The sequence below is a fragment of the Rhodococcus sp. 14-2483-1-2 genome (assembly GCF_002259405.1).
Lineage (GTDB): Bacteria > Actinomycetota > Actinomycetes > Mycobacteriales > Mycobacteriaceae > Rhodococcoides.
On record NZ_NPFW01000007.1, the window covers coordinates 488415 to 502067 of the forward strand.

Annotated in this window: 10 protein-coding genes and 1 tRNA gene; 9 read left to right on the plus strand and 2 right to left on the minus strand. The window is 64.0% G+C overall.

Translation table 11 applies throughout. The features are described from left to right. Window positions 1-113: 113 nt before the first annotated feature. On the minus strand, window positions 114-692 hold the full coding sequence (gene dcd, locus CH295_RS07015; protein ID WP_032396620.1) for a dCTP deaminase: 579 nt from the start codon (window positions 690-692) through the stop codon (window positions 114-116). A 140-nt stretch (window positions 693-832) separates the two neighbouring features. On the opposite strand from dcd, the gene CH295_RS07020 reads away from it, so the two are divergent. From CH295_RS07020 to CH295_RS07045, 6 genes are all read left to right on the plus strand, one after another. Next, complete coding sequence (locus CH295_RS07020) at window positions 833-1546, plus strand: hypothetical protein (RefSeq protein ID WP_094635252.1); 714 nt, start codon at window positions 833-835, stop codon at window positions 1544-1546. After that, complete coding sequence (locus CH295_RS07025; RefSeq protein ID WP_094740191.1) at window positions 1543-3672, plus strand: Rv1355c family protein; 2130 nt, start codon at window positions 1543-1545, stop codon at window positions 3670-3672. Before CH295_RS07020 ends, CH295_RS07025 begins: the two co-directional genes overlap by 4 nt. Window positions 3673-3708: 36 nt before the next feature. Next, window positions 3709-5571 carry a putative bifunctional diguanylate cyclase/phosphodiesterase gene (locus CH295_RS07030; protein WP_252341943.1) on the plus strand — a complete coding sequence of 621 codons (1863 nt, stop codon included), beginning with the start codon at window positions 3709-3711 and terminating at the stop codon, window positions 5569-5571. Between the two features lie 32 nt (window positions 5572-5603). Then, a tRNA-Gly gene (locus CH295_RS07035) sits at window positions 5604-5677 on the plus strand. Window positions 5678-6048: 371 nt separating this feature from the next. Further along, window positions 6049-6900 carry a glycoside hydrolase family 16 protein gene (locus CH295_RS07040; protein WP_052048113.1) on the plus strand — a complete coding sequence of 284 codons (852 nt, stop codon included), beginning with the start codon at window positions 6049-6051 and terminating at the stop codon, window positions 6898-6900. Window positions 6901-7068: 168 nt separating this feature from the next. Next, the gene (locus tag CH295_RS07045; RefSeq protein WP_094740192.1) at window positions 7069-8025 is read left to right on the plus strand and encodes an esterase/lipase family protein; all 957 of its coding nucleotides are present in this window, start codon (window positions 7069-7071) and stop codon (window positions 8023-8025) included. Window positions 8026-8029: 4 nt separating this feature from the next. On the opposite strand, the gene CH295_RS07050 is transcribed toward CH295_RS07045, so the two are convergent. Continuing rightward, window positions 8030-9217, minus strand: a complete 1188-nt coding sequence (locus CH295_RS07050) for a PucR family transcriptional regulator (RefSeq protein WP_094740193.1) — start codon at window positions 9215-9217, stop codon at window positions 8030-8032. A 165-nt stretch (window positions 9218-9382) separates the two neighbouring features. On the opposite strand from CH295_RS07050, the gene CH295_RS07055 reads away from it, so the two are divergent. From CH295_RS07055 to CH295_RS07065, 3 genes are all read left to right on the plus strand, one after another. Further along, the gene (locus CH295_RS07055; RefSeq protein ID WP_094635247.1) at window positions 9383-11125 is read left to right on the plus strand and encodes an aldehyde dehydrogenase family protein; all 1743 of its coding nucleotides are present in this window, start codon (window positions 9383-9385) and stop codon (window positions 11123-11125) included. Window positions 11126-11159: 34 nt separating this feature from the next. After that, window positions 11160-12746, plus strand: coding sequence for a GMC family oxidoreductase (locus CH295_RS07060; protein WP_094740194.1), 1587 nt, complete (start codon window positions 11160-11162; stop codon window positions 12744-12746). Window positions 12747-12908: 162 nt separating this feature from the next. Beyond that, window positions 12909-13604 (plus strand): hypothetical protein, encoded by a 696-nt coding sequence (locus CH295_RS07065; protein ID WP_037195884.1) that lies wholly within the window; start codon window positions 12909-12911, stop codon window positions 13602-13604. Window positions 13605-13653 lie beyond the last annotated feature (49 nt).

Sequence of the window (13653 nt, forward strand, 5' to 3'; positions counted from 1 at the left end):
CGGACACTAGAAACCTCGCTCTGGTAGGCCCCAACCCACGTCAGCTCACCAGAGTACCGCTACAACCGGACATTCGCCATGTTTTACCGCGAGGAAACAAACCGTTCGATCGTTTACTCGACGCTCGACCGAACGAAATTCAGGTAGGCCTTCGATGGCGTCGGCCCGCGCTGGCCCTGATACTTCGACCCGACCGCGGCGCTGCCGTACGGATTCTCGGACGGCGACGACAGCCGGAACAGACACAGCTGCCCGATCTTCATGCCAGGCCACAACGTGATCGGGAGGTTGGCGACGTTGGACAGCTCCAGCGTGATGTGGCCACTGAAGCCCGGATCGATGAAGCCTGCAGTCGAGTGCGTGAGCAGCCCCAGCCGTCCGAGCGAGCTCTTCCCCTCGAGCCGACCGGCCAGGTAGTCCGGCAGCGTCGTCAATTCCAGCGTGGAGCCGAGAACGAACTCACCCGGATGGAGTACGAACGGCTCACCTGCCGCAGGTTCGACCAGAGTCGTCAACTCGTCCTGCTGTAGCGACGGATCGATGTGGGTATAGCGGGTGTTGTTGAACACCCGGAAAAGCTTGTCGAGTCGCACATCGACACTCGACGGCTGAACCATCGACGGGTCGAACGGTTCGATCGCCAGGTTTCCCAGAGTCACTTCGGCACGGATGTCACGGTCGGAGAGCAGCACCTCTGCAGGCTACTGGTCCTTGGCGGCCCACCGCGACACACCCGAGCCCCGATCACAACGCATAGCTCCGCAAAGGAAAAGCCGGACAATCGAACGGCACCACCATTCGCATTCGGGAAACTCCTATCAGGAAGACTGAAATGACAATTCTGTTCGACGTCCCCTCGTATTGGGATCACCGATCCCAATGCCACGTTCTGGCCACCACTCCCACCGAAAATCCGGAGTTGTGGGAACAATTCCTGGACGGCGCAGAGGAAAGCTATCTGCGACACGGTGTGACAACCGCACTCGAAATGTCGACCATTCGTGACGGCGGCACCACAGCACTGTTCTTCGCCGCACTCGACCGAACCGGACAAATAGTCGGCGGGGTACGGGTGCAGGGGCCGTATTCCTCGGTCGATCAATCGCACGCACTGATCGAATTCGCCGCATATCCCGACGGCCTACGCCACGTACACACCATGCTCGACGAACGCATCGGCCACGGCGTCGTCGAACTCAAGTCAGCGTGGGTGGCTCAGCACGCACCCCACGGCCGCGCCGTCACCGCGATGATCGCGGAATCACCCGCGTACAGCACTGCGCTTCTCGGCGCGCGCTATGCCCTGGCGACCGCGGCCTCCCACGTCCGCACGGCCTGGCTCGACACCGGAGCGGTCATCGCCACCCAGATCGCGCCGATTCCCTACCCCGACGAACGCTATCGAACCGAGGTGTTCTGGTGGGACAGAACAACACTGGCATTCAATGCCGATCTGGCCACCTGGCACCGGATGCGGCACAACACGGTCACCCTGCTCGCACACCGCCGCGCAGCCGTCGCACTCGAGGAAGCAGTCGCATCATGAACGACCGAACCACAGCCGGCGACCACTGGAAGCCTGTGATATTCGACGAGACGGACGCCACACAGCGCGCCGCCCTCGACGAACTCAGACGAGATTCCAGCCTCACATTCATGGACGAGCGGCAGACGCAGAGAAAGGGCCTGCACTCATTGCTCCCCAGCCCTGAGCAGAGCATTCTCGACGAAAGAGACAGATGGGTTTTCTTTCCTTGGCGAAAGACGGTCGTCGCCCTACTCGGACCGAACTCGTTTCGACACCTGAGGCTGGCCAGAAACAGGAACAAGATAACCCTGGCGGAACAGAATTCCTTGGGAGATCTCACGATAGGAATCATCGGCCTGAGCGTCGGGCACGCCATTGCCCACACCCTTGCACTCGAAGGAATCTGCGGGACGCTTCGCCTCGCCGACTTCGACGAGATCGAACTTTCCAATCTCAATAGAATTCCGGCGTCCATCCTCGATCTCGGCGTCAACAAGGCGGTCGTCGCAGCCCGCCGCATTGCCGAGATCGACCCGTATCTGCGCGTCGAAATCGCCGAGGACGGAATCACCGAGAACACCATCGACGAGTTCTTCGAGGGACTGGACCTGCTCGTCGAGGAATGCGACTCCCTCGATGTCAAGGTCCGCGCCCGCGAGGCAGCCCGGTCGCGACGCATCCCCGTACTGATGGAGACCTCCGACCGTGGACTTCTCGACGTCGAACGCTTCGACCTCGAACCCGACCGCCCGGTGTTCCACGGAGTTCTCGGCGAGATCGACTCCACGAGCCTGCGAGGGCTGGGCACCCGCGACAAGATCCCGATCGTGCTGGATCAGCTCGACGCCTCGCTGCTCTCGGCCCGCATGGCAGCCTCGATGGTGGAAGTGAGCGAAACGATAGAGACCTGGCCGCAACTGGGCGGCGACGTCCAACTCGGCGGTGCCACCATCGCCGCAGCCGTTCGACGCTTCGGCACCGGAGCGAACCTGCCCTCCGGACGAATCCGCATCGACCTCGACACCCATCTCGACGCGCTCGCGGCCCCGAACCCGACGCGTAGGGCGCAGCAGCCCTCGGTCGACACCGCCGTCGACGCTCACCGCACGTCCGTCGATCCCGACGCGCTCGTTCTCGACGCTGCCCGCCGAGCGCCGTCCGGTGGAAACAGCCAGCCGTGGACGTTCACCCGCGACGCACGCACCGTGCGCATCGGGGTCGATCGTGCCCGAACCTCGACCCTCGACATCGCCTTCCGCGGCAGCTACGTGGCAGTCGGTGCGGCCGCCTTCAACGCGCGAGTGGTGGCTTCCGCGCAGGGCAGACTCGACCGCACCGAAGTCACCGAGCGCGGAGTCGAGATCACGCTGAGTGCGGGTGGCCCGCAACCCGTCGAGGATCGACGCCTGCTCGACGGGGTTCTCGAGCGGTGCACCAACCGGGAAATGGGCACCGGCGCACCCCTGGACGCGAACATCGCCGCCGACATCGCTGCTGCGGCAGCAGCAGAAGGTGGACGGGCAGTGCTGCTGACGGCACCCGAATCCATTGCGGCGGCCGCAAATGTCCTCGCCGCGGCGGATCGAATCCGCTATCTCACACCGCACCTGCACCGCGACATGTTCTCGGAGTTGCGCTGGCCGGGAGATCTCGATCCCGATCGAGGAATCGAGGTCTCGACGCTGGGGATCGACGACGCAGACCTGTCCAAGCTCGAGATCGTCAAGCGGCCGGACGTCATGGAGCTGGTTCACGACTGGGACGCCGGCGCTGCACTGGGGACCGACATGCGCGATCGAGTGCTGTCCAGTTCGGCACTTGCAGTGATCGTCGTACCCGGAGCGACCGCAGAACATTACATCAGAGGAGGATCTGCAATGGAGAACGTATGGGTAACTGCGCATTTGCACGGATTGGCAGTACAACCGGTTTCCCCTGCGTTCCTCTACGCGCGTACCGAGGAGGAATACCGGCAACTGTCGACGCACCATGCAGAAACGCTGCAGCAGTTGAGTTTCGAGTTCCGCACGCTGCTTGAAATGGAAACCACCGAGTCCGTTGCGCTGGTGTTGCGGCTCAGTTGCGCCCCGAAAACCACGATACATAGTCGCAGACTTCCTGTTTCAGCGTCTGTATCGGGGTAGAGTTTCGGCGGAGACCAGGGGGAACAGTCCTGCACTGTGTCCACGAGAGGCGGGAGTGGAGCCCTGGAGCACAATCGGACGCTCGAGGTCCTCGTCACCGGCGTCGCAACCGAACTCATGGGTGTCGATTCGGCGACGGTGCGCGAGGCGTACGACTCCGTACTGCGGCAGCTCGTGGACTACCTCGGCATCGACTTCAGCTTCCTCCGACACAACGATTTCGAGGCCAGGGCCACCAGACTCAGCGCGGAATGGCCACCGCGACTGAGCGTGCCCGATCCGGATCCACTGGCAGTGGTCTACTTCGACGACGCAGACTCGGTATTCCGTCTGGCCGAAACACTGACCGAACCGGCAGTGTTTCGGCCGGATCCGGAGCAGGAGGACTACCGCCGACGCGTCGAGGAGGGGTCGGGATTCTCCGCGACCTCGATGGCCGTCGTGCCGCTGCTGCACTCCGGACGCACCACCGGCATCCTCGGCTTCATCAAGATCGGCGACCGAAGTTGGTCCGAGGCAGAACTCAATGCGCTCAAAGCAATTGCGGCACTGCTCTCTCAACTACAGGCGCGAGTGATCGCCGAGGAACGGCTTCGCTTCGCGGCGCTCCACGACCAACTGACCAAACTGCCGAACCGCACCGCCCTCGCACAACACCTCCGCGAACGGCTCGACCCGTCCATGCCCGGTCCCGTCGCCGTGATGCACATCGACCTCGATCGACTCAAGGCACTGAACGACTTTCTGGGCCACCTCGCCGGTGACCACTACCTCGAGACCATCGCCGATCGACTGCAGAGCTTCGTCGGCAAGTCGGTCGGTCTCGCCGCACGCCTGGGCGGCGACGAGTTCCTGGTGGTACTGGCCGGCCCGTGCTCGGCCCGCGTCGCTACACACCACGCCGAGTTGATCGCCGACGCCATGAACGCCCCCGTCACCCTCGGAGTCGAACGCATCAGCAGAAGCGCAAGCATCGGAATCGCCTTCGGCCAACCGGGCAAGCACACCGCCGAGTCGCTTCTGCGGCAAGCAGATCAGGCCGCTCTGGTGGCCAAACGCGCGGGCGGCCACAACATCGCCCTGTTCACCGAAGAGATGCACGCCGAAGCCGAACTCCGCAACGACGTCGAGATCCATCTGCGCGACGCCATCGCAGGCGACTCGCTCACCCTGCACTTCCAGCCCGAAGTGGACCTCGTCACCGGACGCATCACCGCAGTCGAAGCACTGGTCCGATGGCAACACCCCACCCGCGGACTGCTTCCACCGTCCGCATTCATCCCCGTGGCCGAGGAGACGAACCTCGCCGGTGAACTCGGCCGCTGGGTCCTCGACCGCGCCTGCCGCACCCTCGCCGACTGGCAACGCCAGATCCCCCACCTCGACATCGCAATGCGCGTCAACATATCCCCCGTCCAGCTGGTCACCAACGGATTCGTCGGAGCCGTCGCCAGAGCACTCGCGGAGTTCTCGATAGCCGGGCCCGACCTCTGCCTCGAGATCACCGAAGTGGCAGTGGTGCAGGACCTTTCCCGTACCCGCGTGACGCTCCGCGAGCTCCGCGAACTCGGCGTGCAAGTGGCCATAGACGACTTCGGCACCGGATACAGCTCCCTGTCGCACCTCAAGGAACTCCCCGTCGATGCGCTCAAGATCGACCGAGCCTTCGTCACCGACCTCGGCGCCAGAGACACCGGCGACGTGGCCATCGTCCAGTCCATCATCGGACTCGCCGACGCATTCGGACTGAACATCATCGCCGAAGGCGTCGAAACACAGAGCGCCAGAAACACCCTGATCGAATTGGGCTGCACCCGCGCACAGGGCTACCTGTTCTCCAAGCCGGTAGCAGCACCCGACGCCCTCACCCTGCTGCACGGCGTGCGAATCGACATCTGAACGCCCTGGTAACCTTCGAGCCGACACCACACGCCGGTGTAGTTCATTGGTAGAACGCGACCTTCCCAAGGTTGAGAGGCGGGTTCGATTCCCGTCACCGGCTCCACTCCTGCTCATCGAGTCGTTCCTGCAGGCTCCACTCCTGCCCCTCTCGAGTCGTTCCTGCAGGCTCCACTCCTGCCCCTCTCGAGTCGTTCCTGCAGGCTCCACTCCTGCCCCTCTCAGTCGCTCCCGCCTCGTACGCATCGCTGAACTCACAGACACTGCCGAGTCACTGCGGTCACTCCTGAAACAAACCGACCACCGACCAATATCGGTCGGTACCCTTGCTTCCGACCGGTAGCACTGGTGAATTCATTCATTGTATTCGCAAGAATTCCTGCATTCCAGAAGAAACTTCTACCGCCAACTTTGTCGTGCTAGAAATCAAATGTCGACATTTGTTCACCGACATATGACCTGACAGGAATCCCCCTCATGCGATCACTGATAACAATTGTCGCGGTCACCTTGACGACGATGGCCGTGGCCGTCTCGTCGGCGACCGCAGCCCCGTCACTGGCCGCACCCCCGAGAACCCAAGGCGGAGCAGGAACCCTTCTGTGGGAAGATCAATTCAACGGGTACGGCGGACCCGACCCCGCCAAGTGGGGCTTTCAGACCGGCCGCTGGGGCGCGAGTTCCGGTGAACAGCAGTACTATACGGATTCCTGGAACAACGCCAACCAGTTCAACGGCTCCTTGAACATCACCGCGCGGCGGGAGAATCCACCGGACCGCAAGCGGGCACCGTACAACTTCACCAGCGCCCGCGTGGTCAGCATGGGCAAGCAGTCGGTGACGCCGCCGGTACGCATCGAAGCATCGATCAAGATGCCGAGCGCCCGAGGCCTGCTGCCCGCATTCTGGACCCTCGGCCTACAACCCGGTGGCGAATATTCATGGCCCAGCCAAGGGGAAGTCGACATCGTCGAAATTCCCGGACTGTACGGACCGTCATTCAATTTGCACGGACCTTCGAAGTGGAACTCCAATCAAGATGTGAAGACCGGCGGAAGCATGAATCCGGTCGACAACGGGTTCCACACCTACCGAATCGACTGGCTACCGAACAGCATCACCTGGTTCGTCGACGGAGTCGCTCGGTTCTCCCTGACTCAGGCCCAGTACGAGGCAAAAGGCGGCAATTGGAAGGCCTTCTCGGGCACCTGGCCGCATTACATCCTCTTCAACGTCGCCGTGGGCAACAACTGGGTCGGCAAGACATTGAACAGCACACCGTATCCGCAGACGATGAGTGTCGACTGGCTGCGCGTGAGTCGCCTCTGACCTGCAGAGCAGCAACTGCTGTCCATACGGGGCCCAGCCACTACGGCTGGGCCCCGAGCGGTGTGCGCATCCGGCACGGATTCGACGACAGAACAATTCTTGTGACTTTTATCAGCTCCGACCTCTTTTCATAGGGACATTCCACAGTTCGAGGAATATCGTCGATCCATGCGCGGACCACGGCGGAGTCTGATCACCCTCGTAATCGCCGCTGCCGCTGCACTGCTCGCGCCCTCCGCACACGCGGGGCCGGTGATGCCCATCGCCGCGGCCCCCGAGCAACCCGATCACGCAGATGCCATTCGCTACGCGGCATCCAATCGCGACGCCGCCCCGCCCGGAGCCAACGACATGAGCTGCAAGCCCACCGCAGCCCACCCGAATCCCGTCGTCCTGGTGCACGGCACCGACGCCACCGCGTACTCGGACTGGGCCGGCTTCGCACCGATTCTGAAAGCAGCCGGATTCTGCGTCTTCGCCATCAACTACGGCACGTCACCGGACGGCAAATCCAACGGCTACGGCGTCATCGAAGACAGTGCAGCACAACTGAAGGCGATGACGTTGTCGATACTCCGGGCGACCGGCGCCGCCGCAGTCGACGTGGTCGGGTACTCGCAAGGTGCCGCGGTCGCTCGGTACTTCGTCAACAGGCTCGGCGGTGCCTACGTGGTCGATCGCTGGGTGGGGATCGCATCGCCGACCTACGGCGGCACCATGTACGGAGTGTCACCCGTCGTGCAGGCGGTGCCGGGTGCAACCGGTGTCCTGGCAAGCGAATTCGGCCCGGGTCTGGCCCAGCTGATGGCCGGATCCGACTTCCTCGACCGACTCAATGCAGGCGGCGACACCGTGCCAGGGGTCGAGTACACGTCCATCGCAACCAGGGTCGACGAGGTCATTCAGCCGTACACCAATGCGCTGCTTCGGGATCCGCGAGCGCACAACATCGTGGTGCAGGACGTGTGCCCCGATACCGAGGTAGCGCACTTCACGTTCACCTACGATCCCACCGCGCTGCGGCTGGCGCTCAACGCTCTGGACCCGGCGAACGCGCGTCCCCCGACCTGCGTACCGGTGCCGCTGGGAGCCGGAATCCTCGACGTCGTCCTCGCCAGCCACTGACCCTTCAGGTCAGGAGCTGATACGCCCTGAGCCCGACGTAGAGTTCCGCGGCCTGAACCGGATCACGAAAGTCGCGACCGGTGAGCTCGGCAATTCGACGCAGCCGATACAACACCGTATTGCGGTGGTAGTGCAGCGATTCGGCGGCATCACGGGTGGAACCGCCACACGAGAACCAAGCGTCCAGCGTGTCCAGCAGGCTCTGCCGTTCGGCTCGCGGCAACGCCAGCAGATCACCGAGTATCTGACGTGAGGCGATCCGGCCCGATTTCGGATCGCGGACCAGCAGGAGCGGTACCGGCACGGAGTCGTAGCGCACCGGTGTGGACGGTGCGGCCTGGCTCGAGGTGCACGACCTCGCCAGCCGGGCCTGGCCCACGGCGTCGCCGATACCCGACGGGGACCGGAAGACCGAACTCACCCCCACCCGTCCCGGACACAGCTCGCTGAGGGTGACCAACGCCGAATCGATCTCCGATTCCGTTGCGGCACAGATCAGCCCGACGCTACCGTCCACCTCGGCGTCCCACACCGATTCGGCACCCGCGGTACGGAGGCGAGAGATCAACTTGTCGATCCCCACCGCTGCGGTCAACGGCTCCTGCGAGACCACCGCGAAGTAGCCGTGGTCGGGAATGCGAAACGTTCGCAACGCGTCGGCGGCCGCAGTCGGATTGGCACCGTGATCGGCGAAGAGCACCCGGATGAGGCGGCCACGGGCCTCGGCGCTCTCGCGGGCACGCATGTCCGCGCTCTCTCGATAGGCTTCGGCTGCCTCGTCGGAGTACACGTCGACCAGCGCCCAGACCTGGGCGGCCATGTCCAGCAGCGCATGACTGGCCCGGCCGTCCGAACGTTCCATCAACTCGTCCCAGACCAACCTGCCGCCCAGCCTGAAAGCATGCAGCAGGGCAGCCAGCGGTACCCCCTGCTCGGCTTTGAGTCGGCCCGCGTCCCGCGCCGACTCGAGTCGCATGGGAGCACGACCGGACAGCTTGCCCAACATCGACGCCAGATTGCTCCGCGACGCCTCGTAGAGCTGCTCGGTGGTGAGCAGCGTCGATTCGAGGTAGGCGTGCTCGGCCCCCAGGATCCGTCGCACCAGTTCCGTCGCCAGGTCGTCGACGCCGTCGAGCATCGTCGCGGCCAGATCGGTCGGCGACGGATGCACATCGAACTTGGTCGCGGTCATGGCAGAACTCTAGCCTCACCCGTGTAAGCCACACCACAGCCACATTGTGCGACGGCACAAACCGTCGCATCCGATTGAGGCCCGTGGCCCATAGCGTGAGGCGACCGAGTGCGACCACAATCACAGTGGAAGCCGTGTACCCGAACGACGAGTGGAGCCGAGAAGTTGACCAGCGACGTGACCCCACACCTGCAATCCGTACCGAAGACGGGACCCACCGAGGCAGTCGACTCGGCACTCGCCGATCTGGTCGAGGGAGAGAAGAACTGGGGACGTCTCACCCTGGCCGAGCGGCGGGCCATCCTCGAACGCGTGCATGCGCTGACCACAGCTCACGCGCAGGAGTGGGTGACGGCGGCAGCGTCGATCAAGGGCCTCGACGCCTCGTCCAGCCTCGTCGGAGAGGAATGGCTGTCGGGTCCGTACTCATTCCTGAACGGACTCGGCACCGTGGCACACACGCTTGCGGCGCTCGAGGCCGACAGCAGCCCACTGGCCGGTGTCACGTTCGGTACGGCACCCGGTGGACGCACGACGGTGTCGGTGCTGCCCCTCAACATCTTCGAGCGACTCCTGCTCAACGGGTTCACCGCCGAGGTATGGCTGAAGCCCGGAATCGACCGTGCAACCGCACAGCGGACCGCGGGCCTCGCCCAGCTCGACCCCACCAGCACCGCAGGCATCGGAGTGGTGCTCGGCGCAGGCAACATCACCTCGATCGCGCCGCTGGACGCGCTGTACGAACTGATCGCGTTCAACCGAGTCGTCGCGCTCAAGCTCAACCCCATCATGGATCCACTGCTGCCGGTGTTCGAGAAAGTCCTCGCACCGCTCGTGGACATCGGCGCACTGCGCCTGCTCACCGGTGGAGCCGACGTGGGCACCTACCTGGTCCAGCACGACAGCGTCGACCACGTTCACATGACCGGCAGTGCCATCACGCACGACGCGATCGTCTTCGGTCCCGGCCCGGACGGAGCTGCGCGCAAGGCGGCCAACGACCCGATCCTCACCAAGGAGATCTCCAGCGAACTCGGCGGCGTCTCGCCCACCATCGTTCTGCCCGGTGAATGGAGCCGTGCCGACATCGAGTTCCAGGCCGAACACATCGCCACCCAACGCCTGCACAACAGTGGATACAACTGTGTCGCTTCACAGGTCGTCGTCCTGTCCTCGGAATGGAAGCAGCGCGACGAATTCGTCGCCGCCCTGCGCGCCGCCCTCGACCGCGCGCCTGCCCGAGCGCCCTACTACCCCGGCAGCGACAAGCGAGTGTCCGACGCCACCGCCACCTACCCGTCCGCCGAACGCCTCGGTGAGCGCGGTGGCCGCGTGCTCATCACCGATCTGAACCCCGGTGAATACGCACCGCTGCTGCAGACCGAGTACTTCGCGCCGGTCATGGGCATCATCGAATTGCCCTACAGCGGAGCAGCATTCGCCGCCAAGGCAGTGCAGGCCGCGAACGAGGAATTCACCGGAACACTCGGCATCAACATCATCGGCACCCCCGCCACCATCAAGGGACTCGGGGAGAAGTTCGACACCATGCTCGCCGACCTGCGCTACGGCACCATCGCCGTCAACGCCTGGACGGCCATCGGATTCCTCACCGCAGCGGCCACCTGGGGCGCATTCCCCGGCCACACCGTAGACGACGTCCAGAGCGGAATCGGCATCGTGCACAACGCTTTGCTGATCGACGGGGCCGAGCGAACAGTGGTGCGCGGTCCGTTCCGACCGATGCCGCGCTCGCTGATCAACGGCGAACTCTCCATCTCCCCGAAGCCACCGTGGTTCGTCACGAACAAAACCGCAGCATCGACCGGCAAGTTGCTCACCGCATTCGCAGGTGCGCCGTCCTGGTCCAAACTGCCTGCGATATTCGCTTCCGCCCTGCGCGGCTGACACCTCTGCGCCCGCACCGACGTCAAGGACAAAGATGAGCTCACAGCACAAGACTGCCGACTACATCGTGGTGGGCGCAGGTTCCGCAGGCGCAGTGGTGGCCAACCGCCTCAGCGCAGACCCGCGCAACGAGGTGATCCTCCTCGAGGCAGGCCCCGAGGACAAGAACAAGTTCGCTCACATCCCCGCTGCATTCTCCAAACTCTTTCGTAGCGAGGTGGATTGGGACTACCTGACCGAACCGCAGCCGGAGCTCCGAGATCGCAGCATCTACTGGCCGCGCGGCAAGATGCTCGGTGGCTCGTCGTCGATGAACGCCATGATGTGGGTACGCGGATTCGCCGCCGACTACGACGACTGGGCAGCGGTGTCCGACGACTCGTGGGCTTTCCGCAACCTCGTCGGATACTTCCGCAAGATCGAGAACATCGAGGGCACAACAGCACTCGACGCGGGAACCGACGGCCCACTCATCGTCTCTCACCAGCGCAGCCCCCGCGACCTGACGTCCTCGTTCCTCGACGGCGTCGAAGAAGCAGGCTATCCACTGGAAACCGCCAACCTGCCCGAACCCAAGGGCTTCACCCGCACGATGGTCAACCAGAAGCGCGGAGCACGATGGAGCACCGCGGATGCCTACCTGCGACCGGCGAAGAAGCGCAAGAACCTCACCGTCCTCACCGAGGCACACGCCACTCGCGTCCTCTTCGAGGGCACTGCGGCAGTAGGCGTCGAGTACACCTCCGGTGGACAGACACACACCGTCCGCGCACACAAGGAAGTGATCCTCTCCGGCGGAGCCATCAACACTCCGCAGCTGCTGATGCTCTCGGGCATCGGCGACCAGGAACAGCTCAAATCCCACGGCATCACCGTTCAGCACCACTCACCGGGCGTCGGGCAGAATCTCCTCGACCACCTGGCCGCCCTCATCGGCTGGAAAACCGAAAGAGACTCCCTCTTCCACGCCGAGAAGATCCCCGAGTTGGTCAACTACCTCACGCGCCGACGCGGCATGCTCACTTCCAACGTCGCCGAGGCGTACGGATTCATCAAGAGCCGAGAAGACCTCGCCCTGCCCGACGTGGAACTCATCTTCGGACCGGCACCGTTCTTCGACGAGGGACTCGTCGGCCAGGATTCGCACGCTGCCGTCATCGGAGCGGTACTCGTCAAACCCGAGAGCCGAGGCGAGATCACCCTCCGCTCGGCCGACCCCATGGCCAAGCCCATAGTGGAGCCGCGCTACCTCAGCGACCCCGGCGGACTCGACCGCCGCGCCATGATCGAAGGGCTACGGGCCTGCGTTGCAATCTCCGAAACCCCCTCGATGAAGGGCGAACTCGGCGACATCGTCCGCCCCAGGGTGGCGTCGAACATCTCCCCGGCGGACCTGCTCACCGAGGCCCTGGAGCAGAATGCGCACACTCTGTATCACCCCGTGGGCACGGCCCGTATGGGCAACGACGCCGACAGTGTCGTCGACGCCGAACTACGGGTGCGGGGCGTCGATCGCCTTCGCGTCGCCGACGCGTCGATCATGCCCAGCATCATCCGCGGACACACTCATGCACCGTCGGTGGTGATCGGCGAACGGGCGGCGGACTTGATCCTTCGTTGAATCCGAGTGAACCTTCGGAAACTTTCCGGTTTGGCAGTCCGGTTTGTCGGGTAACAGGTGGGCACGCTCCCTTGCAGGGGATCGAGATGGAACCCATCCGCTCGGCAAGCAGCGCCGAATGACCCACAACGCTCGAGAGACGAGCACGGAAGGTTGACCGACATGTTCACTGTTCGTAAAGCTTTGGCCGCCACCGCAATCGGTGCACTCACCATCGTCCCGCTTGCCGCATGCTCCAGCGACGAAGCGTCCGACACCACCGACGCAGCCACCTCCTCGGCATCGTCGGCCATGGAAACCACCGAGAGCATGCCCGAGCCCGCAGCCGAGGTCCCCGACCTCAGCAACGGTGTCGACACCGCAGTTGCACTCGATCCCGGCTTCACCGGCGCACTGACCACCCTGGGCCTCACGCCCGGTGTCGTCGGAACCGCCACTCTCGCAGACGGATCCATCCGATTCCCGATCACCGGCGGAGACGTCAAGTACTGGGAGCCCGGCACCGTCGACCCCTACGTTCAGGGTGAGATCATGCACGACGGCAGCGGCCTGTCGCTGACCGCCGGCGAGACCGTCGTCGAGCTCATCAACTTCGACATCGACCCGGGCACCTCGCTCCTCACCGGTGACGTCATGGTCAACGGCGAAGAAGCAGCCGCAGACGCAGTGCTGTTCGATCTGGACGGCCGCACCCTGCAGCCGCTCGCAACCGGACCTGACAACACCGCAATCCTGCAGGGCACCCAGGTGAAGATCTCGGAGACCGCAGCCGGACTGCTCAACAGCACCTTCAACACCGATGCTGTGACCCCGGGTCTGCTCGTCGGCGTTGCGACCATCACGGTCAGCACTGCCTAATCACCTCCTGAACGCCCGTGCGCGAGACGCCGCCGTGAAATACGGTGGC